The 26,483-nt window shown below is 65.5% G+C and carries 19 protein-coding genes; 14 read left to right on the top strand and 5 right to left on the bottom strand.

The features are described 5' to 3' along the window. The first annotated feature begins 1 nt into the window (after position 1). From ABX298_RS13670 to ABX298_RS13660, 3 genes are all read left to right on the top strand, one after another. Complete coding sequence (locus ABX298_RS13670; protein ID WP_367393230.1) at positions 2-2,401, top strand: heavy metal translocating P-type ATPase; 2,400 nt, start codon at positions 2-4, stop codon at positions 2,399-2,401. Further along, entirely contained in the window at positions 2,398-2,808 is a 411-nt protein-coding gene (cueR, locus tag ABX298_RS13665) for a Cu(I)-responsive transcriptional regulator (RefSeq protein ID WP_085593413.1), read from the top strand. Before ABX298_RS13670 ends, cueR begins: the two co-directional genes overlap by 4 nt. A gap of 168 nt (positions 2,809-2,976) precedes the next feature. Further along, entirely contained in the window at positions 2,977-4,920 is a 1,944-nt protein-coding gene (locus ABX298_RS13660; RefSeq protein WP_367393229.1) for a methyl-accepting chemotaxis protein, read from the top strand. Between the two features lie 126 nt (positions 4,921-5,046). On the opposite strand, the gene ABX298_RS13655 is transcribed toward ABX298_RS13660, so the two are convergent. Further along, on the bottom strand, positions 5,047-5,826 hold the full coding sequence (locus ABX298_RS13655) for a helix-turn-helix transcriptional regulator (RefSeq protein WP_075044504.1): 780 nt from the start codon (positions 5,824-5,826) through the stop codon (positions 5,047-5,049). Positions 5,827-6,217: 391 nt separating this feature from the next. On the opposite strand from ABX298_RS13655, the gene ABX298_RS13650 reads away from it, so the two are divergent. Beyond that, a complete protein-coding gene (locus tag ABX298_RS13650; RefSeq protein ID WP_096010017.1) occupies positions 6,218-7,168 on the top strand; it encodes a transposase in 951 nt (316 codons plus the stop codon). A gap of 164 nt (positions 7,169-7,332) precedes the next feature. On the opposite strand, the gene ABX298_RS13645 is transcribed toward ABX298_RS13650, so the two are convergent. Continuing rightward, positions 7,333-8,610: an acetyl-CoA C-acetyltransferase gene (locus ABX298_RS13645; protein ID WP_317410212.1), complete on the bottom strand. Its 1,278-nt coding sequence runs from the start codon at positions 8,608-8,610 to the stop codon at positions 7,333-7,335. 118 nt (positions 8,611-8,728) lie between these two features. On the opposite strand from ABX298_RS13645, the gene ABX298_RS13640 reads away from it, so the two are divergent. The 8 genes from ABX298_RS13640 (at position 8,729) to ABX298_RS13605 (ending at position 15,036) form a co-directional block, all read left to right on the top strand. Beyond that, on the top strand, positions 8,729-10,081 hold the full coding sequence (locus ABX298_RS13640) for a 3-oxoacyl-ACP reductase (RefSeq protein WP_367393228.1): 1,353 nt from the start codon (positions 8,729-8,731) through the stop codon (positions 10,079-10,081). Between the two features lie 2 nt (positions 10,082-10,083). Further along, entirely contained in the window at positions 10,084-10,935 is an 852-nt protein-coding gene (locus tag ABX298_RS13635) for a MaoC family dehydratase (protein ID WP_367393227.1), read from the top strand. A gap of 157 nt (positions 10,936-11,092) precedes the next feature. Next, positions 11,093-11,398 (top strand): MazG-like family protein, encoded by a 306-nt coding sequence (locus tag ABX298_RS13630; RefSeq protein ID WP_013970728.1) that lies wholly within the window; start codon positions 11,093-11,095, stop codon positions 11,396-11,398. Next, positions 11,395-12,144 carry a methyltransferase domain-containing protein gene (locus ABX298_RS13625; protein WP_015268825.1) on the top strand — a complete coding sequence of 250 codons (750 nt, stop codon included), beginning with the start codon at positions 11,395-11,397 and terminating at the stop codon, positions 12,142-12,144. Before ABX298_RS13630 ends, ABX298_RS13625 begins: the two co-directional genes overlap by 4 nt. A gap of 21 nt (positions 12,145-12,165) precedes the next feature. Further along, the gene (locus ABX298_RS13620) at positions 12,166-12,801 is read left to right on the top strand and encodes a DUF4136 domain-containing protein (protein WP_367393226.1); all 636 of its coding nucleotides are present in this window, start codon (positions 12,166-12,168) and stop codon (positions 12,799-12,801) included. Positions 12,802-12,820: 19 nt separating this feature from the next. Beyond that, a complete protein-coding gene (locus ABX298_RS13615) occupies positions 12,821-13,390 on the top strand; it encodes a DUF4136 domain-containing protein (protein WP_075044499.1) in 570 nt (189 codons plus the stop codon). Between the two features lie 279 nt (positions 13,391-13,669). Beyond that, entirely contained in the window at positions 13,670-14,140 is a 471-nt protein-coding gene (locus ABX298_RS13610) for a prepilin peptidase (protein ID WP_075044498.1), read from the top strand. Positions 14,141-14,259: 119 nt separating this feature from the next. Then, on the top strand, positions 14,260-15,036 hold the full coding sequence (locus ABX298_RS13605; RefSeq protein WP_286100977.1) for a response regulator transcription factor: 777 nt from the start codon (positions 14,260-14,262) through the stop codon (positions 15,034-15,036). A 135-nt stretch (positions 15,037-15,171) separates the two neighbouring features. On the opposite strand, the gene ABX298_RS13600 is transcribed toward ABX298_RS13605, so the two are convergent. Both ABX298_RS13600 and pbpC read right to left on the bottom strand, forming a co-directional pair. Beyond that, positions 15,172-16,836: a ShlB/FhaC/HecB family hemolysin secretion/activation protein gene (locus tag ABX298_RS13600; RefSeq protein ID WP_367393225.1), complete on the bottom strand. Its 1,665-nt coding sequence runs from the start codon at positions 16,834-16,836 to the stop codon at positions 15,172-15,174. Between the two features lie 213 nt (positions 16,837-17,049). Next, positions 17,050-19,404 carry a peptidoglycan glycosyltransferase PbpC gene (gene pbpC, locus ABX298_RS13595; protein WP_367393224.1) on the bottom strand — a complete coding sequence of 785 codons (2,355 nt, stop codon included), beginning with the start codon at positions 19,402-19,404 and terminating at the stop codon, positions 17,050-17,052. Between the two features lie 77 nt (positions 19,405-19,481). Here pbpC and ABX298_RS13590 point away from each other — a divergent pair, with 77 nt between their 5' ends. Beyond that, positions 19,482-19,775: a hypothetical protein gene (locus ABX298_RS13590; RefSeq protein ID WP_025337571.1), complete on the top strand. Its 294-nt coding sequence runs from the start codon at positions 19,482-19,484 to the stop codon at positions 19,773-19,775. A 133-nt stretch (positions 19,776-19,908) separates the two neighbouring features. Here ABX298_RS13590 and ABX298_RS13585 read toward each other — a convergent pair whose 3' ends face one another. Beyond that, the gene (locus ABX298_RS13585; protein ID WP_367393223.1) at positions 19,909-24,810 is read right to left on the bottom strand and encodes an alpha-2-macroglobulin; all 4,902 of its coding nucleotides are present in this window, start codon (positions 24,808-24,810) and stop codon (positions 19,909-19,911) included. Positions 24,811-25,058: 248 nt separating this feature from the next. On the opposite strand from ABX298_RS13585, the gene ABX298_RS13580 reads away from it, so the two are divergent. Continuing rightward, entirely contained in the window at positions 25,059-26,396 is a 1,338-nt protein-coding gene (locus ABX298_RS13580; protein WP_367393222.1) for an MATE family efflux transporter, read from the top strand. Positions 26,397-26,483: the final 87 nt, after the last annotated feature.

Genomic DNA, 26,483 nt, shown 5'->3' with positions numbered 1-26,483 from the left:
CATGCCCGCATCCACCACATACGACCTGCCGATCTCCGGCATGACCTGCGCCAGCTGTGCCGGCCGGGTCGAGCGCGCCCTGCGCAAGGTCACCGGCGCTGAACAGGTCAGCGTCAACCTCGCCACCGAACAGGCCCGGGTCCAGGCCCCGGTCAACAGCTTGCCCGCGCTGGTCGACGCCGTACGCGAAGCCGGCTATGGCGTGCCCACCCGCACCGTCGAACTGCAGATTGGCGGCATGACCTGCGCCAGTTGCGTCGGCCGCGTAGAGCGCGCCCTCGGCAAGCTGCCGGGGGTTGAACAGGTCAGCGTCAACCTGGCCAGCGAACGCGCGCACCTCGAAGTGCTTGCGGCCCTCGACGACAACCTGCTGATCGACGCCGTGCAAAAGGCCGGCTACAGCGCCAGCCTGCCGCAAACCGCCAGGGACGACCAGCACGCTGCCCAGCGCCGCCTGCGTAACGAACGCCTGGCGGTCGGCGCAGCGTTGCTGCTCGCCCTGCCGTTGGTGGTGCCGATGCTGGTGCAGCCGTTTGGCGTGCACTGGATGTTGCCAGCGTGGGTGCAGTTCCTGCTGGCCACGCCGGTGCAGTTCATTCTCGGCGCGCGGTTCTACGTGGCCGCCTGGAAAGCCGTGCGCGCCGGGACTGGCAACATGGACCTGCTGGTGGCCCTGGGCACCAGCGCCGGCTACGGCCTGAGCCTGTACCAGTGGGCGCAGGCCCCCGCCGGCATGGCCCCTCACCTGTACTTCGAAGCCTCGGCCGTGGTGATTGCCCTGGTGCTGCTGGGCAAGTACCTGGAAAGCCGTGCCAAGCGCCAGACCGCCAGCGCCATCCGTGCCCTCGAGGCCCTGCGCCCGGAACGGGCCGTGCGCCTGGTCGATGGCCGGGAAGAAGACGTGGCCATTGCCCAACTGCGCCTCGGCGACCTGGTACTGGTCAAACCCGGCGAACGCTTCCCGGTCGATGGCGTGGTCGAAGACGGCAACAGCCATGCCGATGAAGCCTTGATCAGCGGCGAGAGCCTGCCGGTGCCCAAACAGCCCGGCGACAGCGTCACCGGTGGCGCCATCAACGGCGAAGGCCGGCTGCTGGTACGCACTCAGGCACTGGGCACAGAAACCGTGCTGGCACGCATCATCCGCCTGGTGGAAGACGCCCAGGCGGCCAAGGCACCTATCCAGAAGCTGGTCGACCGGGTCAGCCAGGTATTCGTCCCGGCCGTGCTGGTACTGGCGCTGATTACCCTGGTCGGTTGGTGGCTGGCCGGCGCGCCACTGGAAACCGCGCTGATCAATGCCGTCGCGGTACTGGTCATCGCCTGCCCCTGCGCCCTCGGCCTGGCCACGCCCGCAGCGATCATGGCCGGCACCGGGGTCGCCGCCCGCCATGGCATCCTGATCAAGGACGCCGAAGCCCTGGAGCGCGCCCATGCGGTCAACCGTGTGGTGTTCGACAAGACCGGCACCCTCACCTCCGGCAGCCCGCGCGTTGTCCACAGCCAGGCGCAGGTGGGCAGCAGCGCCGACCTGCACCGCCTGGCCGGTGCCCTGCAGCGCGGCAGCGAACACCCGCTGGCCAAGGCGGTACTGGATGCCTGCGCCGAACAGGGCCTGGACGTGCCTGGCGTTGCTGACAGCCAGTCGCTGACCGGGCGTGGTATCGCCGGGCGCGTGGAAGGCCGCGAGCTGGCCCTGGGCAACCGCCGCCTGCTCGATGAAAGCGCCCTGCCACCCGGCGACCTGGCCGCCAAGGCCCAAGCCTGGGAAGCCGAGGGGCGCACCCTGTCATGGCTGATCGAACGCGGCGCGCAGCCGCGGGTGCTGGGCCTGTTCGCCTTTGGTGACAGCCTCAAGCCCGGCGCCGCGCAGGCGATCGATACTCTGCACGCGCAACACATCAGCAGCCACCTGCTGACCGGCGACAACCGCGGCAGCGCCAAAGTGGTGGCCGATGCCCTGGGCATCGACGACGTGCATGCCGAAGTGCTGCCGGCCGACAAGGCCGCGACCGTGGCTGCACTCAAGCAGGATGGCGTGGTCGCCATGGTCGGTGATGGCATCAATGATGCGCCGGCGCTGGCCGCCGCCGATATCGGCATTGCCATGGGCGGCGGTACCGACGTGGCCATGCAGGCCGCCGGCATCACCCTGATGCGCGGCGACCCACGCCTGGTACCGGCCGCCCTGGAGATCAGCCGCAAGACCTATGCGAAGATCCGCCAGAACCTGTTCTGGGCGTTCATCTATAACCTGATCGGCATCCCGCTGGCCGCGCTGGGTTACCTCAACCCGGTACTGGCCGGCGCCGCCATGGCCCTGTCCAGCGTCAGCGTGGTGAGCAACGCGCTATGGCTCAAGGCGTGGAAACCCACCAGCAACACCCAGGAGGCTCCATGAACATCGGCCAGGCCGCCCGCCGCAGCGGGCTCAGCACCAAGATGATCCGTTACTACGAGTCCATCGGCCTGCTCAAGCCCGCCACGCGCAGCGACAGCGGCTACCGCCTGTACCAGGCGGAAGACTTGCACAGCCTGGCCTTCATCAAGCGCTCCCGCGACCTGGGCTTTTCCCTCGAAGAGGTCGGCAAGCTGCTGACCTTGTGGCAGGACCGCCAGCGCGCCAGCGCCGATGTGAAAGCGCTGGCCACGCAGCACATCGCTGAACTGAACCGGCGCATCGAAGAGCTGGTGAGCCTGCGCGACACCCTTGGCGAACTGGTCTCGCACTGCCAGGGAGACGAGCGCCCGGACTGCCCGATCCTCAAGGACCTGGCCAATGGCGCTGCGGGCGGCTGCTGTCACTGAGCCACCCCGCAACCCCTTGGTATGCCATATACGTCCAAACACGACCGAATAGTCACCAACTGCGACTTTATCCAATAAATACGGGCGTTTCCCTACATTAAACCCGGATGCTGCCGATGCAATTGTTACCTGCCTCGTGTATCGAAAATAAAAAATCCGGGAGCGTCGATGAGCATCAAACAGAAACTGACCTGGGCATTCGCGGTCATCGCCGGCTTGCCCATCGTCCTTGTGGCCACCCTTGTGGTCCTCAACCTGCGTGGCGAAGCCCGCGACGGATTCCTCGATGGCAGCAGCCGGGAAATCCGCCAGGTCAGCAACGCGATGAACATCTTCTTCCAGGGCATCAACCAGAACGTCGAGTATCTGGCTGCGCAGCCGATGGTCGCCGCCACGGGTAGCGAACTGAACAAGTACATGAGCGCAACCCCGTCCTATGAACTGGGCGACCAGGCCAGCAAGCTGCTGGAGTTCATGACCCGCCTGGCTACCACGCATCCCAGCTATGCGTACCTGTCCTACGGGGTGAATGACGGTGGCTATATCGGCTGGCCGGCCGGGCAGAAGTTCGTCAATTACGACCCGCGCACCCGCCCCTGGTACCAATTGGCCATGGCCAACCCTGGCAAGACCCTGCGTACCGGCGCCTACTACTGGGCTGCCGACGACGCCGTGCTGGTCAGCACCGTGCGCACCGTCGCCAACCAGCTGGGCAACCCCGGCGGCGTGGTCAACGTCGACGTCTCGCTCAAAGGCCTCACCGAGATCGTCCAGCAGATCAAGCTGGGCGAAAGCGGCTACGTGCTACTGGTGGAAAACAACGGCAACGTACTGGTCGACCCTCGTGACGCCAAGCACAACTTCAAGCAACTGGCGAGCTTTGGCGACGGCTACGCCGAGCTGGCCAAGCACGGCAAGGGGCTGGCCGAAGTGGAGCTGAATGGCGTGCGCTACATGGCCAACATCTACCCGGACGAACAGCTGGGCTGGACCTTGATCGGCCTGATCGAACAAAGCGAAGTGATGCAGACCACCACCCGCCTGACCTGGCTGATCGGCGTGGTGGCCCTGGTACTGGCCGCGCTGTTCGCCGTGGTCGGTGCCACCTTCGCCAAGCTGATCGTACGCCCGATCAACAGCGTCACCAGCGGCCTGGAAGATATCGCCCAGGGCGAGGGCGACCTGACCCGCAACCTGGAAATCCGTGGCCGCGACGAAACCGCGCAACTGGCCAGCTGGTTCAACCAGTTCCTCGGTGCCATTCGCAGCCTGATCCAGCACATCGGTGCTGCCGCCAGCAAGATCCTCAGCACCTCCAGCAGCTCGACCCGCGTTTCCAGCGACATGGCCGAAGCCGCAGGCCGCCAGCGCGAAGCGGTGGACATGGTCTCTACCGCCTTCCACGAAATGGTCGCCACTGCCAACGAAGTGGCACGTTCCTGCAGCCAGGCGGCGCAGTCGGCCGACAGTGGCCAGCAACAGGCTCGCGAAGGCCAGCAGCAGATCGATGCCGCGGTACATAGCGTCGACCGCCTGAGCCAGGAGATCGAGCAGTCGGCGCAGTCGATCCAGCAGCTGGAACGTGACAGCAACGCCATCCAGTCGATCCTCGGCACCATCCGCTCGATTGCCGAGCAGACCAACCTGCTGGCGCTCAACGCCGCCATCGAAGCGGCCCGTGCCGGCGAGCAGGGCCGTGGCTTTGCCGTGGTTGCCGACGAGGTGCGGGCGCTGGCCAAGCGCACTGCCGACTCCACCGCCGAGATCGACGGCCTGCTGGGCAACCTGGCCAGCCGCACTGCCGAAGTGGCCGCACAGATGCACGCCAGCCTGGAGGTTTCACAGCAGTCGGTGAGCCGCATCGGCCTGGCCCGTGACAGCTTCGGGCAGATCCGCGAGTCGGTGGATGTGATCCGCGACATGAACACCCAGATTGCCACGGCGGCCGAAGAGCAGCACCAGGTGGCCGAGGACATCAACCGGCACATCAGCCAGATTCACGGCGATGCGCAACTGGTGGCCGAACTGGCCCAGGCGGCGCGGATGGATTCGGAGAGCCTGGCCGGGTTGTCCAATGAGCTGGATGCGCTGGTGCGCAGGTTCCGTACCTGATGTGTTGCCTGCGCCGGCCTCTTCGCGGGTGAACCCGCTCCCACAGGATCACCGCAGCTTTGCAAGCTGTGCAGTACCTGTGGGAGCGGGTTCACCCGCGAAGAGGCCGGCGCAGGCGACCAATCACTAAAGCCTCAATTCTCCCGGCGTCGCACCGAACAATTGCTTGAACGCCGCAATGTAAGCCGAGGTGGAGTCATACCCACACCCCAACGCCGCCTCGGTCACACTCTCCCCCGCCTCCAGCAACGCTAGCGATGACAACAGCCGCATACGCTGCCGCCAGTTGCGAAAACTCAAGCCCGTCTCCCGCTGGAACAGCCGCATCAGCGTCTTCTCCGAGCACCCCAGCTCTCGCGCCCACTGCTGCAAGGTCTGCGACTGGTCCGGTGCAGCGATCAGACCATTGCACAGCGCCAGCAACCCCGGGTGCCGTGGCAGTGGCAGCGAAAAACCGACCTCGGGCAGCATGCGCAACTGGTCGAGCAGCACCGCCACCAGCCGCGCCTCGGCGCTGTCACCCTCCGGGTAGTCTGCCGGGAACAGGCAGAACTGCTTGATCAGTTCGCGCGCCAGCGGGGTCACTTCCAGTACCCGGCATTGCTCCGGTGCCCACGGGCAGGCATCCCGGCGCACGTAAAGGCTGCGCATTTCGGCCTGCATAGAGGTGACCACTTCGTGTTCGGCATCGGCTGGTATCCACACGCCCCATTGGGGCGGGGCGAAGTAGCTGCCTTCGTGGGTATACACCCCGAGAACGCCGCTGATGGCGTAGGAGAACTGCACCCAGTCGTGCTGGTGGCGGGTGGTCCAGGAGCCGGCGCCGAGGCTTTCGGCACGGGCATAGAGTGGCCTGGGCAGGTAGTCCAGCGCCGGTATGGCGCGGGGGTGTCCGATGATCGGCATGGCGGTTTCTTGTAGTTCTGACCAGACAAGCCTAACAGCTGATTCGTGGTCAAGTCAGGCGCGGTCTCTGTGGGAGCAGCCTTGTGTCGCGAAAGGGCCGCAAAGCGGCCCCAACAATTTTTGCTGTGACGCTGAAACCCCGGGGCCGCTTCGCGCCCCTTTCGCGACGCAAGGCCGCTTGTGTCTTGATGGGGGATTAGAATTTGGAGTGAGAGCGGTGAATGGCAAGCTGAATGCCGTAGGTGCCTTGAGCACGTGTGGGAGCAAAAGCTGCCATTCACCGTTCCACTTTGGCGAGAGCCCGAACAGTTGGATGCGGCTCTGATCTCGAATCACAAGCGTGGGCCAAGCCAAAGTCCTCTCACTGTGTTGAGTTTAGGAGGTTTTGGTGATGGCTTCCTTCTTGGGTATCGATGTTTCCAGTCTCTCCCTTGATGCTGCGGTGCGGCCACAGGGCATCAAAATGCATTTAAGCAATGATCCAACAGGGTTTGAGGCGCTACTGGAGAGCCTTCGCAAGCTCAGTATCAAGCGCGTCCTGTTAGAGGCGACGGGTGGCTACGAGCGAGATGTCATGTGTTTTCTACAGGACGCTGGCTACAAGGTCATACGCGTCAATCCCAGGCGAGCCAGGTCATTCGCTGACTCTTTAGGCATCAAGGCCAAGACTGACGCCATCGACGCCGAGGTTCTGGCGCACTATGCCGAAGTCATTCCAGATCAACCCTCTCTGCGAGTCAGCCCCGAACGAGCGCTTCTGCGAGAGTTGCTTCAGCAACGTGATCGGATGGTTCAACAGCGAGATGACGACCTGCGGCGCCTGAAGCAGGTGCAATCGACTGCAGTTGCTAACTACCTGAATGCCAACCTGAAACACTTCAAGGCGCAGATCAAACGGGTTGAGTGTGAGATCGAACAGCAAATCGCGATGCTGAACGACGAACGGGTTGCCCAGCTGATCAAAGTGAAAGGCATTGGGATGGTGACAGCGGGCAAACTAATAGCGCTGCTGCCGGAGCTAGGTCGGGTTGAATCCAGAGAAATTGCCTCCCTGGTTGGGGTGGCGCCCTTCAACCACGACAGCGGGAAATTCATGGGCAAGCGCTCTATCTCTGGCGGGCGATTTGCGGTCAGGCGATCGCTGTACATGGCATGCCTTGTGGCGATGAAATACAATCCAGCACTCAAGGCTCGTTATCAGTCACTGCGGGAGCGCGGAAAACTTCCCAAAGTCGCTATCGTAGCCTGCATGAGAACGTTCATCGTGCGGTTAAATGCCATGCTCAGAACGGGTACATCATGGCTCGATCTAGTGCTACCGCAGCCTGAAAGTACAACGTAAATCCAGAACGCAGCGTGAGCCGCCTGGAAGCGGGCTTGCCCGCGAAGCCAACACCGTGGTGGATGGCACGGGCTTCGCCCGTGTTCGCGGGCAAGCCCGCTCCCACAGGGATCGCGCCAGCTTTTTGAAATTGAGCAAGACAGTTGCTCCCACAAGGCGTGGCTTCAGCGCTCGACGATGACGGTCACCCCCTGCCCACCCGCCGCACAGATCGAAATCAACCCCCGCCCCTTCCCCGCCCTCGCCAGCAACTTGGCCAGGTTGGCCAATATCCGCCCCCCGGTCGCGGCAAACGGGTGCCCGGCCGCCAGCGAACTGCCCTTGACGTTGAGCTTGCTGCGGTCGATTGCCCCGAGCGGCGCATCCAGCCCCAACCGCTCACGGCAATAATCGGCATCTTCCCAGGCCTTGAGCGTGCACAGCACCTGGGCAGCAAAGGCTTCGTGAATCTCGTAATAGTCAAAGTCCTGCAGCGTCAGGCCATTGCGCGCCAGCAGCCGCGACACCGCATACACCGGCGCCATCAGCAAGCCTTCGCGACCAGTGACGAAATCCACCGCAGCGGTTTCGCCATCGACCAGATAGGCCAGAACCGACAGCCCCTGCTGCTCGGCCCATTCCTCGCTGCCCAGCAACACCAGCGAAGCACCATCGGTCAGCGGTGTGGAATTGCCCGCCGTCAGCGTGCCCTGCCCGCTGCGATCGAAGGCCGGCTTGAGCCTGGCCAGTTGCTCCAGGGTCAGGTCGGGGCGCAGGTTGTTATCACGGGTCAACGACAAAAACGGCGTCAGCAGGTCATCCTGCCAACCTTCGGCGTACGCGGCAGCCAGCGCCTGGTGGCTGAGCAGCGCCAGCTCGTCCTGTTCGGCACGGCCAATGCGCCAGGCCTGGGCCATGCGTTCGCAATGCTCGCCCATCGACAACCCGGTGCGCGGCTCGCCGTTGCGCGGCAATTCGGGTTTCAGGTGGTGAGGGCGCAGCTTGAGGAATGGCTTTAGCCGCTCGCCCAGGCTTTTGCCACGGTTGGCCTGCAGCAAGATGTGGCGCAGGCCTTCGTTTACCGCAATCGGCGCATCGGAGGTGGTGTCCACGCCGCCGGCAATCCCGCAGTCGATCTGCCCTAGGGCAATCTTGTTGGCCACCAGCAGCGCTGCCTCCAGCCCGGTGCCGCAGGCTTGCTGGATGTCGTAGGCCGGCGTCTGCGGCGACAGCCGCGAGCCCAGCACGCACTCACGGGTCAGGTTCATGTCACGCGAGTGCTTGAGCACCGCACCGGCCACCACTTCCCCCATGCGCAACCCATGCAAGCGGTAGCGTTCGATCAGCCCTTCGAGGGCGACGGTGAGCATCGCCTGGTTGCTGGCCGTGGCGTAGGCGCCATTGGAGCGGGCGAAGGGAATTCGGTTGCCGCCCAGGATCGCGACCCGGCGAAGTGAACGCATGCGCTTGTTCCTCCTGAAACAATTTGATCCGTACAGCCTAGGTGTTTTTACCGCATTCGAACGACCTTGCCACAAAGTTGGTCCACACTTTCAAGCTTGCCTTCCGGGAGACCCACTCATGAGCGATCGCTACCTCGGCTTTGCCAACTCCAACCTCGGCCGCCGTCTTGTGGATGCCATTGGCCTGCCACGCCCGGCGCCGCTGGAGCGCTGGCAGGCCGGCCGCCTGCGCCCGGTCGAAGGTGCCCTGGTACTGGGTGGCGGGCCACTGGCGAGCCAGGTCGAAGCCATTGCCCCGCGCCTGACCGACACGCTTTACAGCTTCAATACCGACAACCTCCAGGCCGAAGAATGGGTGGCTGGCCTGGGGCCGAAGATCAAGGCCGTGGTATTCGATGCCAGTCACCTGTCCGACAGCGACGCGTTGAAGCAGTTGCGCGAATTTTTCCAGCCACTGCTGCGCAGCCTGGCGCCGTGCGCCCATGTGGTGGTGCTGGGCCGCGCACCAGATAGCCTCGACGACCCGTTGGCCAGCATTGCCCAACGGGCCCTGGAAGGCTTCAGCCGCTCGCTGGCCAAGGAGCTGCGCAACGGTGCGACCGCGCAGTTGCTGTATGTCGGGCCCGGCGCGGAAGACCAGCTGGAAGGTGCCCTGCGCTTCTTCCTCTCGCCCAAAAGCGCCTTCATCTCCGGCCAGGTGCTGCGCCTGCATGCCTGCGCCAGCCAGGTCGAGGACTGGACCCGGCCGCTGGCTGGGCGCCGCGCCCTGGTAACCGGTGCCGCGCGCGGCATCGGCGCCGCCATTGCCGAAACCCTGGCCCGGGACGGTGCCGACGTACTGCTGCTGGATGTGCCGCAAGCCAGCCAGGACCTCGACGCCCTGGCCGCACGCCTGGGCGGCAAGGCGCTGCCCCTGGACATCTGCGCCGGCGACGCGGCAACGCAACTGCTTGCTGCCCTGCCCGACGGCATCGACATCGTGGTGCACAACGCCGGTATCACCCGCGACAAGACCCTGGCCAACATGACCCCGGAATACTGGGACGCGGTGCTGGCGGTCAACCTCAAGGCACCGCAGGTGCTGACCCAGGCGCTGTACGACAACGGCGCCCTGGGTGAAAACGCGCGCATCACCCTGCTGGCCTCGGTCAGCGGCATCGCCGGCAACCGCGGGCAGGCCAACTATGCCACGAGCAAGGCCGGGCTGATCGGCCTGGCCCAGGCGTGGGCGCCCCGGCTCGCCGAGCGCGGCGGCAGCATCAATGCCGTGGCACCCGGTTTCATCGAAACCCACATGACCGCCGCCATGCCCATGGGCCTGCGCGAGGCCGGGCGACGCTTGAGTTCGCTTGGCCAGGGCGGCCGCCCGCAGGATGTCGCCGAAGCCATCGCCTGGCTCAGCCAGCCGGGCTCCGGCGCAGTCAACGGCCAGGTGCTGCGGGTATGCGGCCAGGCCTTGATGGGGGCCTGAACATGAGCCGACACTGGCACGACCTGCACAGCCCGGCTTCGCGCGCCAGCCTGTACCTGCGCGCGGCCAGCAAGCGCAGCATCAGCGGCGACCAGCTGCCGGACGACGGCCTGCGCTGCTTCATTCGCGTCCAGCCGAGCAACCTGGCCGCTTATCGTCGGCTGTGCCACTTCACCGACGATGGCCGCCTGCCGGGTACTTATCCACATGTCTTGGCGTTCACGCTGCAGTTGCAGTTGATGACCGCACCAAACTTCCCCTTCCCGCTGCTCGGGCTGGTGCACCTGCACAACCGCATCGAGGTGCTGCGCCCACTGGGCGGTATCGAAGGGCTGCGCTTTGCGGTGCATGCAGGCAATCTGCAAGCGCATGCCAAGGGCGGCACCTTCGACCTGGTCACCGAAGCCGAAGACGGCATCGGCCTGCTCTGGCGCGAGACCAGCCGCATGCTGGTGCGCGGGCTGAAGCTGGAAAGCGAGGCAGGTGAGCCTGCCGAAAACGAGCCGCAAGCGTTGCCAGAGGCGACCCGCTGGTACGCCGACAGCGATATCGGCCGGCGTTATGCCAAGGTCTGTGGGGACTACAACCCGATCCACCTCAGCGCAGCCAGTGCGCGGCTGTTCGGCTTCCCCACGGCCATTGCCCATGGCATGTGGAGCAAGGCCATGGCCCTGGCGGCACTGCGCGGGCACCTGCCGCACAGTGGCTATGCCTTCGAGGTGGATTTCCGCAAACCGGTGCGGTTGCCGTCGGAGGTGGTGCTCGGTGCCAGTGAGGCGGGGGCTGCGGGAGAGCTGCGGCTGGATGGGCATGGAGGGGTTCTGCATATGGTCGGGCGCTGGGACCGGCTTTAAGCCCTCATCGCCGGCAAGCCAGCTCCCACAGGGGGCGCGCAGGCTTGGGCCGGTAATTATCCTGTGGGAGCTGGCTTGCCGGCGACTGGGCCGCATAGCGGCCCCCTTGCTTTGCATCGGGCCTGCGCAGAAGCTATGCAGCATTAGGAGACCCCCGATGAACCTGCAAGAACTCACCCAACGCCTGCACCAGATCCGCGACAACAACGACTGGCGTGGCTTCCACAGCCCGAAGAACCTGGCCATGGCCGCCAGCGTCGAAATGGCCGAGCTGGTGGAAATCTTCCAGTGGCTGAGCGAAGACCAATCGCGCCAGCTGCCCGCCGACAAGCTGGCCCATGCCGGCCAGGAAATCGGCGATGTGGTGCTGTACCTGTTGCTGCTGTGCAGCGAACTGGGCCTGGACATGGACCAGGTGGTGCGAGCCAAGCTGGCCGACAGCGAGAGGCGCTTCGCCCGATGAACGACCGTCATTTCGATGAGCTGGCCACCCGCTTTGCCGAGAAGATCTACGGCGGCGCCAAGGGCGCCATCCGCCTGGCCGTGCTGCAGGCCGACCTGGCCGAAGCCCTGCCCGACCGCCCGCTGCGCATCCTCGACATCGGTGCCGGGTTGGGTCACATGGCCTTGTGGCTGGCCCAGCGCGGCCACCAGCTGACCCTGGCCGAACCCGCCGCGCCCATGCTCGACGGCGCACGGGCGCGCTTTGCCGAAGCCGGCCAACCGGCCACCTTCATCCAGGCCCCCTGGCAAGACCTGCTTGGCCAGCTGACCGAACCCTACGACCTGGTGCTATGCCACGCCGTACTCGAATGGCTGGCCGAGCCCGAAAGCATCCTGCCGGTGCTGCACCAGCTCACGGCCCCTTCCGGGTGGCTGTCGCTGGCCTTCTACAACCGCGACGCCCTGGTCTATCGCAACCTGCTCAAGGGCCATTTCCGCAAGTTGCGCAGCAACCGGCTGGAAGGTGAAAAGCAGAGCCTGACCCCGCAAAAACCGCTTGATCCACGCGAACTCAGGGCGCAACTTGATCCTATGTGGCAGGTTGAAAGCGAAAGTGGCGTGCGGGTGTTCCACGACTACATGCCCAAGGAATTCCAAGGCAAGGCCGAGCTGCTCGACCTGCTGGAAATGGAACTGGCCTACCGTAGACACCCCAGCTTCGCCGGGCTCGGCCGCTACCTGCACTGGGTCTGCCGCCCCCGCTGACCTGCCCGCCGGGAGGAATACATGCCGTACCGTCTGTTATGCCTGGCCGTGCTGCCGCTTGCCCTGGCTGGCTGCCAGGGCAGCAACCCCTATGTGGCCAGCAGCCGCCCGTTACCACCGGCGCCTGCCCAGGCGGCCAGCACCTTCGATGCCAGTGCCTACCCGACACCGGCCCGTGATTACGGGCACTACCGTAGCTGGAGTTGGCGCGACGGCCAGTTGCCCAGTGGCTCGGTCGATACCGACCCGGGGCAACTGGCCGATGCCGTCAGCGGCGCGCTGGACCAGCATGGCCTGCGTCCCGCCCGGGGCGGCCCCGGCGACTTGCTGGTCAGCGCCGACATACGCCTGGAAAAGCGCTTGCGCCAGGTACATGACTACGATGCCTACGACCCTTACTACGGCCCGTACCCCTACGGTGGTGTCGGTTATGGCGGCTACCGCCATGGCTATGGTGGCTATGCCAGCGTGCCCATCGTGCGCACCTACGAGGTGCAAGTGATGGTGGTGCGTATCGACCTGTACGACGCCCGCAGCGGCCAGCCGGTATGGAGTGCCAGCGCCGAAAGCGGCAGCGACAAGGACTCGCCGCGTGAACGCGAAAGCGCCCTGCGCGATTCTGTGCACAAGGCGCTCAACGGCTATCCTCCCAGTTGATATCCAACGGAGAACCATCATGTTGCGCCGTCTCGTTCTACTGTCATTCGCGTTATTGCTCGCCGCCTGCTCCAGCAATAACGTCCAGCAGGATTTCGATGCCAGCCGTGACTTTGCAGCCTACCGCAGCTGGGCATGGCAGGAACCGGGCCTGCAGTACCGCCCGGACGACCCACGAATCAAGAGCGACCTGACCGAGCAGCGCATTCGCCAGGCAGTCGCAAATCAACTTGACCAGCGCGGCCTGCGCCCGGTGCAAAGTGGCGCACGGCCAGACCTGACAGTGCGTGCGTACCTGATCGTCGAGCAGCGCCAGCAACAGATCACCACCAACTACGGCGGTGGCTGGGGGGGCTACTGGGGCGGCTATTGGGGTGGGCCGATGTACAACGAAACCCGCAGCGTCGACTACAAGGTCGCCACCATCCAGATCGACCTCTTCGATGGGCGTGACAGCAAGCTGGTGTGGCGCGGCAGTGCCGAGCAGATCATGAACAACTACCCGCCAAGCCCCGAGGAACGCAACAGCGCGATCCAGAACACCGTGACCAAGGTGTTGGCCAACTACCCGCCGGGGAGCAAGAAGTAACACCGAACGCGGTTATGCAGGCGCCGCAGCCCCTGTGGGAGCGGGTTTACCCGCGAAGAAAACAACGCGGTGCATGGCACCGGCTTTGCCGGTGTTCGCGGGTGAACCCGCTCCCACAAGAGTCGCCTGCGAGGCCTGTTTCAACAGCGACAAAATCCATCCCGGCCACGCCTTTTTCTTTCTCCCGCTCCACTCCCCACAGGTTCCCGTCTATCTTCACTTAAGGAAACCTGACTGACCGGGTAGATGTGTTCAACATTTGGGAAGGGCGACCTGCCAATGCAAAGCATTGTTCTCCTGCTGTGGCTTGCCTTGTGCTCCGAACAGGACGTGCGTCAACGCCAGATATCCAACATGCTCACCCTTGGCGTGGCTACCTGCGCCCTGGCCTGGCTGTTCGCCACCGGCCACAGCTGGATCGGTGCCGATGCCAGCGATGCAGGCTGGGCGCTGGCCATCGTCATGCTGCTGACGCTGCCCGGTTACATGCTCGGCCGTTTCGGCGCCGATGACGTCAAGCTGATGGGCGCCCTGGCCCTGGCCACCAGCCCGCAATACGTGCTTGGCACCTTCATCGGCGCCGGTGTCAGCGTGCTGCTGTGGCTGCTCACCCGCCGGCGCCTGTGGACCTTGCTCAACCCAAAGGTGAAAAAGCGTTTGCAGGCCCTGACCGAAGAAATGGGTGACAAGCAGGCGTTCGTCCCCTATGTGCTGGCCGGCTTTCTGTTGACAGCGGTATGGGTCCAATGAGCTTGCCTGTGGCCCGACACCTTGTACAAAACTTGTACATATTCGCTTGGTGCGACTATTTTTAAACTGCCAGAGCGTCTGGCCCGGGAGCAGGGCCGTATACGAACAGGGAGTGGATCGTGTCCAGACAAGTGAGTGAGTTGAAGGTTTTGGTGGTGGATGACCAACCGGTCATTGTCGAACAACTCTGTGAATTCCTCGAAACCAAGGGCTATGTTTGCGTACCGGCCCATTCTGCTGACGAAGCCATCGAGCGCTATATGGCAGACCCAGCCATCGGTCTGCTTATCTGCGACCTGCACATGCCGGGACGGGATGGCGTTGAACTGATGCGCACCCTTAAGCAGGTCGACGGCAGCCAGCGCATGTTCGAAGCCATCATGTTGACCGGGCGTGCCGAGAAACAGGATGTGATCCGCGCGCTGCGCGAAGGCTTTGCCGATTACTACCAGAAGCCGGTGGAACTCGATGAACTGCTTGAAGGCGTACGTCGGCAGGAAGAGGCATTGCTGGAACGCCAGCGCAACTTCCACGACCTCGGCGGATTGAATCAGCGCCTGCAGGATCTGGCCGAATCGATTGACGAGCTCTACCAGGATTTGGAAAAGGCCCGGGGCCAGGGTACTCATCGACGTGCCACGGATGTGGAAGAAAGCGAAAGCGAGCTGCCAGCGGCGTTCGAGAAGCTGTCGCCACGCCAGCTGGAGGTGGCCCGCCTGGTGGGCAAGGGCAAGACCAACTACCAGATCGCCTGTGAGCTGGGCATTACCGAGAACACCGTGAAGCTGTATGTGTCGCAGGTGCTGCGCCTGACCCACATGCACAACCGCACCCAGCTGGCCCTGGCACTGACACCCAGTTCGTCGCCGGTGCATCAGCGGTTTACTACCCATTGAGTAATTGATTCCCGGGGGCTGCTTCGCAGCCCAATCGCGACACAAGGCCGCTCCTACAGGGACTTCACAACCTTCAGGATGGCGGTGGACTTGTGGGAGCGGCCTTGTGTCGCGATTGGGGCGCAGCGCGCCCCCTTACATTTGAACGCCAAGCGTCAAAGTCAGCCGAGGCCCACGGTTCAGGCTGTCCAATGCCACATCCGCCAAAGGCTTGGCCAGCTCCAGCGCCACATTGAACAAGCGCCCATCGCCCAACCGCACACCAAGCGCCGCCGAAGCCAGGTGGGCATCCTCCACAGGCCCCCGGTTATGCCAGGCCTGCGCCGTATCCAACACCACATAGGGCTGCAGCAACGCCAGCCAGTTGGCGTGCATGCTGTAATTCACCTCGTAAGCCACACCCCAGCCCTTGTCCCCGTCCGCCTGGTCGCGCGGGTAGCCACGGCCGAAACTCTGCCCGCCAAACCCCGCACGCTCGCTGTCGGGCAAGCGGTCATCACTCCAGTACAGCGCCCCGGACACCACCCCCTGCCAGTTACCGAGCAGCCTGTCGCTCTGCAAACCGGAAAGCCGCAACCGCAGAAAATCCAGATCGTAGTCGGCATCGCTGCGCGCCCCCAGGTAATCCAGGCCCTGATAGACCCCGGCGCTGACGATACGCAAACGGCCCTCTTCCACCTTGCGCCAGTCGCCCTCGAATGACATCGCACGCACGTAGGTGTCGTAGTCCCGTGCCGATGGCAACCCATCCACCCGGTCCTCGAAGTGCTCACTGACCGAATACACCTGCCCCTGCACCACCATCCATTCATCCGGCCTGACGATCACCGGCTGGCGCAGGCCGATCGCATAGCGATCGCTGTCGCGCTTGCGGGTGATGCCACGGCCATCGTCCAGACGAATCCGCGTGCCGGGCTCGCTGCGATAGCGCGAAGCCGACAGCAGCAGCTGACTGCCGCCCGCGTCCAGGTACTGGCTGTAGGCCAGGCGCTGGTAATGCACCTGGTCATCCCCCGGCGGCAGCAACAGGCTGGCCTCGATCTGTTCGGCAAAGCGAGTCTGGGCGTGGCTGGTTGCCGTCATCAGCGCCTGTGCATCGTCGCGGTTGCCATCAGCAACGGTAACCGCAGCGCTGAACGGCTTGCGCTGCGCATGCACGGTCAACCGCGCAGCACCATCAGCGGTTTGCGCCACGGCCAGCTGCGGCTCTATCGTCACCCCCGGCAGGCGCTCGGCCAGGCCCAGGTAGCGCTCCAGCGTTTCCCGGGTCAGCGGGCGCTCGGTTGCAAGGCGCTCCAGCAGTTGGTGCAGATAGGCGCCGGCCGGGCCGATATCGCCGTCCACGCGGTAATCACGGATATAGCCTTCGACCAGCACCACATTGACCCGGCCATCGGCCACCTCCTGCGGCGGCAGGTAGGCGTACGACAACAGGTAGCCTTCCTGCCGATAGCGCTGGGTCAGGCGCGCGGTGTACTGCTGCAGCTCGCCCAACGTGGTCTGGCGCCCGATCAGCGGTTGGTAGTGTTCGCGCAGGTCGCTCAAGGGGAACACCGTGCCGCCTTCGAAGCGCACTTTATGCAGCACCAGCGGGGTATCCGCAGGCGCCCACGCGGGGCTGTCACTCTCCACCCCGGCCAGCTGCAGGTGAGCGCTGACCGGGCGGTAGGCGTCTATTGGCAGGTTGGCGCCGGGCAGGCGACGTTCGTACTCATGGCTGTCGAGAAAACCCGGCAATGGTTCGGCATGGGCCGCAAGCGCCCAAGGCAGCAACAACAGGGGCACGGCCAGAGGACGCATAGGGCGCTCCATGTTCCCTGGGGCTGCGTTGCAGCCCTTCGCGGGCGCGCCCGCTCCCACCGAGATCGCGCATTTCCTGAACTGTGGGAGCGGGCGTGCCCGCGAAGGGCTGCAAAGCGGCCCCAAATTGCTTGACTGACAGGCATCAGGGGCGCCAGCCGGTCACACCCGTTATTTGCAAGCGTAGGTGCTGCCTCGGCCCTCGTCGAACGGCTACTCGCTGACCTGGAACGCCACGCGCGCCGTCTCGCCGCTTTCATCCAGCGTGCTGATTTCCGCCTGGCCTATCTGTTGGAAGCGCACCAGCAGGCTGTCCTGCCCCTGGGTTTCGCCCAATGGCTGGCCGTTGAGGAACCACCAGCGCCGCCCGCCGCCGCCCAGCGCCGACACATACAGTTGCAACGGTTCGCTGCTGGTGGCCGGGCGGCGCAGGTTGTCGCCCGGGCGCACGCCCACGATCGAAAGCGGTGGCGCGCTGGCTGGCACCTGCGGCGGGCAGGCTGGGTCGATGGCCGGCAGGCGCGCCGCACGCCGCTCCACACGTGGCAGCCAAGGCTCCAGCGGGGCGGGCCATAGGGCGATCTCGCGGGCCTTGGCGCCCGGGCAACTGCCATCGACGCGCAGCCCCTGGTCGTTGACCCATACGCTTTCGCGCAGGCCCAGGCCGAGTGGCTGGTCGGCGGCCTGCAGGGTTGGCGGGGTAGTGCCGTCGAGGGTCCAGGCGAAACGCTGACGCCGGCAGTTGCGGTCCTGTTTGTTCATCGGCTGGCCCAGCGGCCAACAGATCGCCGCCACGCCGACATTGGCCGGCACCCGCTCCACCGGCACGCCGATGCCACGCTGGCTGTCACGGTTGCTCAGCAGGTCGTGCACCTGCAGCATCAGCGGCGCCGCCGAAGCCAGCCCGAATTGGCCGGGTACCGGTGTGCCATCGGGGCGGCCGATCCATACGCCGATCAGGTAGCGCGGGCCCACGCCGATCGACCAGGCATCGCGAAAGCCGTAGCTGGTGCCGGTTTTCCAGGCCAGTTGCGGGCGTTGCACCAGCTCGGCATGCGGGTCGCGGTCGGGGCGCGCCTGGCCGCTGAGGATACGCCGGATGATCCACGCAGCCCCTGGTGACAGCAGGCGCCGTTCCAGCAACGGATCCTGCGGTTGCAGGCGCACCCGCGCACTGTTGCCACCCCGCGCCAGCGCAGCGTAGCCACCCACCAGGTCCTCCAGGCGGCTGCCCGCGCCACCCAGGATCAACGACAGGTTGGGCTCGGCCAGGGGCGGCAGTATCAGCGGCATGCCCGCCATGCGCAGTTGCGCGGCAAAGCGTTTCGGGCCGTAGGCCTCCAGCAGCTGCACCGCCGGCAGGTTGAGCGACAGCGCCAGCGCCGAACTGGCCGACACCGGCCCGCTGAAACCCATGGAGAAGTTGCCGGGGCGATAGTCGCCATAGCGTCGCGGCACATCCTGCAGCAACGACTCGGAATGGATCAGGCCGTCATCCAGCGCCATGCCGTAGAGGAACGGCTTGAGGGTGGAGCCCGGCGAGCGCAACGAACGCACCATGTCGACATGCCCGAAGCGGCGCTCGTCGGCCAGGTCGATCGAGCCCAGGTAGGCACGCACCGCCATGGTCTGCGCATCGACCACCAGGATGGCGGCGGAGGTGCGCTCCGGCAGCCGTGCGCGCCAGCCCAGCAGCAGGTCTTCGAGGCGACGCTGCAGCGCGGCGTCGAGCGTGGTGCGGATCAGCGGCGGGCTATCGGCGCTGTTCAGGCGCCGGGCCAGCAGCGGCGCCAGGGCCGGCTCCTGACGTGGCGCCAGCACCAGCGGTTCTTCGGCAGCCTCACGGATTTGCTGGGCCGGCCACACCTGGTATTCGGCCAGGCGTTGCAGCACCTTGTCCCGGGCGCGCTGGGCACGCTCGGGGTGACGGTCCGGGCGCAGGCGGCTGGGCGCCTGGGGCAGCACGGCCAGCAGCGCCGCTTCGGCCGGGGTCAGGTGCATGGGCGACTTGCCCAGGTATGCCCAACTGGCGGCCGCGACGCCCTGCAGGGTGCCGCCGAAAGGCGCGCGGTCCAGGTAGATCTGCAGGATTTCGCGCTTGGACAAATGCCATTCCAGCTGCGCCGTGCGCCACAGCTGGCGCAGTTTGCCGGCCAGGGTGCGCTCATGCGGGTCGAGCAGGCGCGCGACCTGCATCGACAGCGTGCTGCCGCCCGACACCACACGCCCGCCACGCAGGTTCAGCCAGGCAGCGCGGGCCAGGGCCAACGGGTTGACCCCGGGGTGGCTGTAGAACCAGCGGTCCTCGTAGGTCAGCAGCGCTTGCAGATACAGCGGCGAAACCTCGTCGGGGCTGACCGGGTAGCGCCACACGCCATCGGCATCGGCAAAGCGCCACAACGGCGTGCCGTCCTCGGCCAGCACCACGCGGGCCAGGTCGTCGCCGGGCATGGGCAGCGGCCAGAGGCGGTCGGCCAGCCACAACAGGCCGAACAGCACCAGCATGCCGATCACCGTGGTGCGCAACAGCCTGCCCGCACGGGTACGCGGCCGCGTTAAGCTTGGCATCGGGAACCGACCTGGCCAGGTGATGGCCAAAGGCTTGGGAACGGCAACATCGCCGATTCGTTCATCAGGAAGCAACTATGCATGTAGAAGGTTTTTTCGAGTGGCTGGGCCAGGCGCTGGGGTCGTTGATCCGCTTCATCGTCGACGCATTGAGCGGGCTGTTCAACCTGCTGGCCAGTGCCGGTGGCAATTTCATCGATGGCCTGGCGCGCACCTTGGGCATGGAGACCTCGCTGCTCAGCATCCTCGCCCTGATCATCGGGCTGGTGCTGCTGTACTCGGCAATCCGCGCGTTCATGCGCGCCTCGATCATCCTCGGGATCATCTGGCTGCTGTTGGGGTTGTGGGTGATGAGCTGGGTGATTCACTGAACAAGGCCGGGGGCCGCGTTGCGGCCCAATCGCCGGCAAGCCAGCTCCCACCTCGACCGCGTCGCCCTCAAGCCATGCTCCATCCTGTGGGAGCTGGCTTGCCGGCGATGAGGCCGGTAAAGGCGATACAATTCTAGCGGGCTTTTACGGTCATCTCCCCTTGCCCATCCCCCACGGCCTGCAGGTTTGGCCGGTACATCGATTCGACCTGCGGCGGCGGCACGCGGTAGGTGCCCGGGGTCACTGCCCGAGCCAGGTACAGCAGGTGGGTGGTGCCGTAGCTGTCCAGCTTGAGCGCAGCGACATAACGGTCATCGCGATACTCCTGGTGCACCACGCTGGCGTTCTGCATCGACTCGCGCCATTCCTTCACCGCACTGCTGGCGTTGTCCAGGCTGGCGGCACTCTGCGCCAGGTTCTGGTTCTCCAGTTCCAGGCCTGCCGGCAGCAAATCCACCACCAGCGCATCCGGCACTCGGTCTTCAGCCTTGAGCGCCAGGTGCACCAGCACCAGGTCGCCGCTGCGCAGGTTGTGCAGGTCCAACGGCTGGCCGTTCATGCCCAGGTACTCACGGCGGATCTGCATGCCGTTGCCACCGGCCGCAGGCGCCTGGCGTGGGTAACCCGACAAGGTCAGTTGCTGGTACAGCGTTTCGCTGCCTTGGTTCTGCACACTCAATGGCGAAGCCAGCAACGGGCCTTCGAGCTTCATGCCGGAGTCGGCATTGTTGAACTCGCGCACTTCGCCCGCGCTGTCCAGGCGCGCCTGCCACTGGCCTTCCGGCTTGCCCAGCAGGCCACGGCCGGCCAGGAACAGCGCATTGCGCTCCTGGGTCGACAGCCAGCGGTTGGCCGCCAGCTCATCCGACAGGGCGAACAGGCGCTGGTCGACCTGGCGGCTGGCCAGGTTGCTTTCCTGCAGCAGCGCCAGGATCAGCGCCTGGTCGCGCAGGGCGCTACCATAGTCGGCCATCCAGCCTTTACCGCGGCTGATGCCCAGGCCTGCCTGCAGGGCCTGCTCGGCACGCGGCTTGTCGCCCATCTTGTCCAGCGCCACCGCCAGTTGCACCAGTGGCAGGCCAGAGCGGGCGTCGGCGCGGCGTTCGAACAGGCCACGCAGGGCACCCAGCGGCGCCTGCTGGCTGCGCGACAGCACCAATGCCGCATAGGCCTGCACGGCGAAGCGGGTGTGTTCGGCGTTCTCGCTGTAGTCGACTTCGATCAGGTTGCGCTCCTGCAGGTAACGCAGCAGGCGCTCGCTGGCCTTCTTCAGCGCTTCGGCCGGCACACCATAGCCTTGGTCACGGGCGCGCAGCAGGAAGTCGGTGACATAGGCGGTCAGCCAGTATTCTTCTTCGCTGTCCGAGCTCCACAGGCCGAAGCTGCCGTTGTAGCGCTGCATGCCCAGCAGGTGCTCGATACCCATCTCGATCTTGCGCTTGCGCACATCGGCTGGCTCACCCTTGATGCCCAGGCGCTTGAGGCTGTCGGCATCGGCATACAGCGACGGGTACAGGCCGCTGGTGGTCTGCTCCAGGCAACCGTAGGGGTAGGCTTCGAGGGCACGGATCTGCTCGGCCAGGTTCAGCGGTGGCCGGCTCGACAATGCCAGGCTGGCTTCAAGCCCGGCGGGTTCGAAGGCGGCCAGGTCTGCTTCAGGCAGGGTCCATGGCTGGTCCTTCAAGGCCACGCGGTAGTGCTTGAGCATCGCCGGGTAGGCCGGGCGCACGCCCAGCGTCCACTCGCGCTCGAACGCGCCGGTCGGCTCGTTCGGCAGCTGCAGGCCAGTGACCCGCACATGCACCTTGCCCTGCCCCAGGCCTCCCTGGGCCTGTACCGGGATCATCAGCGTCGAGCGCTGGCCTTCAGCCAGGGCAACGTTCTGCACGGCGTTGGCCACCAGGCTCAGCTGCCCTTCGGTGCTGATTTCAACGTTCAGCTGCTGGGCACGGCCCGACAGGTTGGCCAGGTCCAGCGCCAGGCTGGTGCGGTCGCCACCGGCCAGGAACCGCGGTGCCGAGAGCTCGGCGATCAGCGGCGCAGCGACCACGGTCTTGCCTTCGGCCATGCCGAACTGTTCCTCGGTCCAGGCCTGGGCCATCAGCCGCAGTTCGCCATTGAAGTCGGGGATATCGACCGTGGCCTGGCCCTCGCCCTTGTCGTCCAGGGTCACCGGCAGGCTCTGCTGGGCGACGATGGTCACCGTGGTGTTGGGGCGCTTGCCACCCTTGGCCATCGCCGCGTCACCACCAAATGCCAGGCTGGCCAGGCGACCCTGGCCGGCTTCGATCAACTGGCCGTAGATATCCAGCTGGTCAGCACCATAGGCCTTGCGCCCGAACAGGCTGGCGAACGGGTCGGGGGTCTTGAAGTCGGTGATGTTGAGGATGCCCACATCCACCGCCGACAACAGCACATGCACCTGTTTCGGCACGCTGCCATCGGCATTTGCAGCCTTGACCTTCACGGTCAGCGGCTGTTTCGGGCGCATTTTCTCCGGTGCCTGCAGGCTCACCGCCAGCTTGCGCTCGGCGCGGTTCAGCGGCAGGTGCAGCACGCCCACCGCGCGTTTCGGCGTGGCGTTGGCCTTGCGCTCACCCGGGCGGATCACCAGCGCGCTGATGTACAGGTCGTGGCGGGCCCACTGCTTGTCCAGCTGCACGTCGAACGTCTTGCCCTCGGCGGGCACGTCGATCTCCTGCCACCACAGCGGGCCATCGCTGGACTCGATCATCAGGTAGCCACTGCCGGCTGCGGGCGGGGTGACGGTGACCTTGGCGGTAGCGCCGTCGGCGTAGGCCGGTTTGTCCAGTGCCAGCTTGACCTGGTCCGGTCGCACCGCGCCGCCTTCGGCGTTGTCCTGGGCGCGGTAGCCAGCCCAGAAGCGCGCGCTGGACACCAGGCCCGTCTCCGGGTCCTCCACCTCGACACGGTACGGGCCCCATTCCACCTGGAAGCTCAGCTTGGCGGTGGAGCCGGCCTTGACGCTGACGGTCTCTTCGCTCTGGGTGAGGAATTTCTCGTTGTAGGCGTAGCTCCAGCCATCGCTCTGCGAGTAGTTCCAGTAGTAGTCGCGGCGCTCGCGTACCAGCCGCACCTTGAGGTCGTTGGCCGCCAGCTTCTTGCCGTTGCGGTCGGCCACCAGGAACTCGAACTCCACCGGCCCGTCACTGTCGGTTTCCTCACCGTCGAACAGGCCACGCAGGCCTGGCAGGCGCTCGGCCGGCCAGATGGGTTGTTCCAGGCGCCGGGTGATCGGCCGGCCACCGGACTCCTGCAGGCTGGCCTGCACGGTCAGTTGCAGCGGCGAGCGGGCTTCGGCCCAGCGGCTTTCGATATCGACCACGGCCTTGCCGGCCTGGTCGAGGGTGACTTCGTCCAGCTCAAGATCCTGGTTCAGCTCGGTTTCGGTGACCGAGCCGAACTGGTAGCCAGGCAGCGCCGGTACCGCCTCGCGCAGCGGGCGAACATAGGCCTGGCCGCTCAGGCGGTTGCCGGCAGCCGGGGCGCCGTAGAGGTAACGGCCATTGACCTGGATGCGCGCATCCTGATCCGGAGACAACGGTTTGCTGCTGCCCTTGAGTTCCAGCGCCAGGCGCTCGGGCAGGAAGTCTTCGACGAGGAACTCATACACCTGCTTGCGCCCGCCACCCAGGTCGAGCAGCAGTTGCCAGCGCCCGGTCGGGGCCTCGCTGGCCAGCTGCAGCTGGTACTGGTACAGGCCATTGCCGTCGGCTTCCCAGACGAACTTGCGGCTGACCTGCTCATCCGGGCGACGCACTTCCACGCTCACTGGCTGCGCCTTGACCGGCTTGCCGTCCTGGTCGCGCAGCAGGCCGTTGAGCAACACCGTTTCACCGGGGCGATACAGGTCACGCGGGCCAAAGATGAAAAACTGCAGCGGGTTGGCCTGCGGGCCGGTGATGTCGAACTCGGCCAGGTCCAGCGCCGCGCTGCTCAAGCGCAGCAGGGTGGTGTGCACACCCTGGGTGGCGATCAGGGTGTCGGCCTTGGGCGTGATCGGCAGCTGGGCGTGGCCATCGCTATCGGTGCTGGCCTGAGCCAGCAGCTTGCCCTTGTCGTCATGGATTTCCAGGTTGACGCCGTTCATCGCCTTGCCACCTTCCAGGGCCTGGGCGAACACATCGAGGCGGTCGCGGTAGCGATGCGCGGACACACCGATGTCGCTGAGGGTGAACAGGGTCGCTGGTTGCGAGTAGTCGTAGGTGCCCGAGGCTCGCATCACCGCCAGGTACACGCCTGGCTCCTGCAGCGGCTTGATGCCGGCGATCGGCAGCAGCACGGTCTCGCGGGTGTTGCGTGCGGGGTTGAGGTCGAAGCGGCCGCTGTAGACCAGCTCGGCCATGTCCAGGGTTTCCTTGGACTGGTAGTAGTAAAGGCTGCTGTTGCGCCCCCAGTTGACCAGGAAGGTCGAGAGCATGTCCGGCTTCACGCGGAAGAACTCGACATCGACCTTGTCGACGTTGAGGGCTATCACCGGCAGGCCCTCGGCCAGGCGAGTGGGCAGCAGCGAACCGCGGCTGGCGAAGCCGATGGTCGGCTGCATGTCGCGGGTTTCCAGGCGGCTGATCGACTCGCTGTCCAGTTGCTTGCCATTGACCGCCAGCAGGCCCTTATCGACGGTCAGCACCAGCTTGCGCTGCGGCTCCAGGTGGCGCAGGCGCAGCTCCATCTGGTTGTCGGAGAGCTCCCAGGCGCCGTCCAGCTTGCCTTTGACGGTGTCGACCAGGTGCACTTTGCTGGCGAAGTCCTGCTTGGCATCCAGCGGCGCGGAGAAGCTGATCGACAGCGTCGCGGCGCCATCGAGCTGCACTTCGGAAACATCCAGCACCGTCAGCTCGCGGCCCTCGTAGCGTTTGGCGAGTACGGCCGGGTCTTCGCGTTGGGGTGCCGGGGTGGCAGCGGGTGCTGTGGCCGCCGGCTTTTCGGATGGCGCCGGCTTGTCCGGCGTCGAAGAGTCACAGGCACTGAGCAAGGCCAGCGCGCAGGCCAGCAACAATCCTTTGTTGAACATGGAGTAGAACTCTTAGGCAGCGTGTACGTGAGGGCAGCAACTATAGCGCAACTATGGTCGCGCGAATTGACTGCATGGCCGGTACACTGCTGGCAATTTAGAAAAGCGGGGGCGCTTTGCGCCCCTTTCGCGACGCAAGGCCGCTCCCACAGGTACTGCACAGGCTTCCGGTTTACACGATTCTTGTGGGAGCGGCCTTGTGTCGCGAAAGGGCTGCGCAGCAGCCCCAGGATTCCCCAGGACACCCGATGACCTCACTGACCACCGACTGGCAGCACCGCCCCACCCACCACAAGGTCTGGGCCCTGGCCGCGCCGATGATCCTGTCCAACATCTCCGTGCCGCTGGTAGCCCTGGTCGACAGCACGGTCATCGGCCACCTCCCCCACGCCCACCAGTTGGGTGCCGTAGCCGTGGGCGCCACGCTGTTCACCTTCATGGTCGGCCTGATGGGCTTCCTGCGCATGGGCTCTACCGGCTTCGCCGCCCAGGCCGCCGGGCGTGGCGACGGTGCAGCGCTGCGCCAGGTGCTGGTACAAGGGCTGCTGCTGGCGGTCGGCTTCGCCCTGCTGATCGGCCTGCTGGCCCTGCCCTTCAGCCAGCTGGCGCTGCAGGCGATCCAACCTAGTGCGGCCCTGCAGCAAGCCACCGAAGACTTCTTCCATACCCGCCTGCTCGGCCTGCCCGCGGCACTGGCCAGCTACGCCCTGGTCGGCTGGTTCCTCGGCACCCAGAACGCGCGGGCGCCGCTGGCCATCCTGCTGACCACCAACCTGCTGAACATCGCCTTGAACCTGTGGTTCGTGCTTGGCCTGAATTGGGGCGTGCTGGGCTCGGCGCGGGCGTCGGTGATTGCCGAGTGGAGCGCCGCCCTGCTCGGCCTGGCCCTGACCCGCCCGGCCCTGCGTGCCTACCCGGGGCAGATCGTGTGGGCGGCGCTCAAGCGCTGGCAGGCCTGGCGGCCACTGCTGGCGGTGAACCGCGACATCTTCCTGCGCAGCCTGGCGCTGCAACTGGTGTTCCTGCTGATAACCGTGCAGGGCGCACGCCTGGGCGAAGCCACCGTGGCGGCCAATGCCCTGCTGCTCAATGGCCTGCTGCTGACTGCCTATGCGCTCGACGGGTTGGCGCATGCGGTGGAGGCACTGTGCGGCCATGCCATTGGCGCCCGCGACCGCGACACATTGCGCCGCTCGCTGGTGGTGGCCTGTGGCTGGTCGCTGATCACCAGCCTCGGGTTTGCCGGGTTGTTCCTGCTGGGCGGGCACCTGTTCATCGATTTGCAGACCGACATCGAAAGTGTGCGGGCAGCGGCTTATCCGTACCTGCCGTACCTGGCATTGCTGCCGTTGATTGCGGTGTGGAGCTATTTGCTGGATGGCTTGTTCATTGGCGCGACACGGGCGCGGGAGATGCGTAATGCGATGTTGGTGTCGGTGGTGATTGCGCTGCCTTTGGGAGTGCTCATGGGTGGGTTTGGCAACCATGGGTTGTGGTTGGCGTTTCTCGGGTTCATGGCGTTGCGGGCGGTGACGTTGGGGTGGGTGGGGTGGCGGTTGCAGGAAAAAGGGCTTTGGGTTCAGTAATGCCGGGGCCGCTCCCACATTGATCGGCGTACGCAGGACTTTGTGGGAGCGGCCTTGTGTCGCGAAATGAGGGCGAAGCCCTCACCT

The organism is Pseudomonas sp. X4 (genome assembly GCF_040784925.1).
GTDB classification, from domain to species: Bacteria; Pseudomonadota; Gammaproteobacteria; order Pseudomonadales; family Pseudomonadaceae; genus Aquipseudomonas; species Aquipseudomonas putida_Z.
This window is presented reverse-complemented; position numbering and strand designations above follow the sequence as displayed.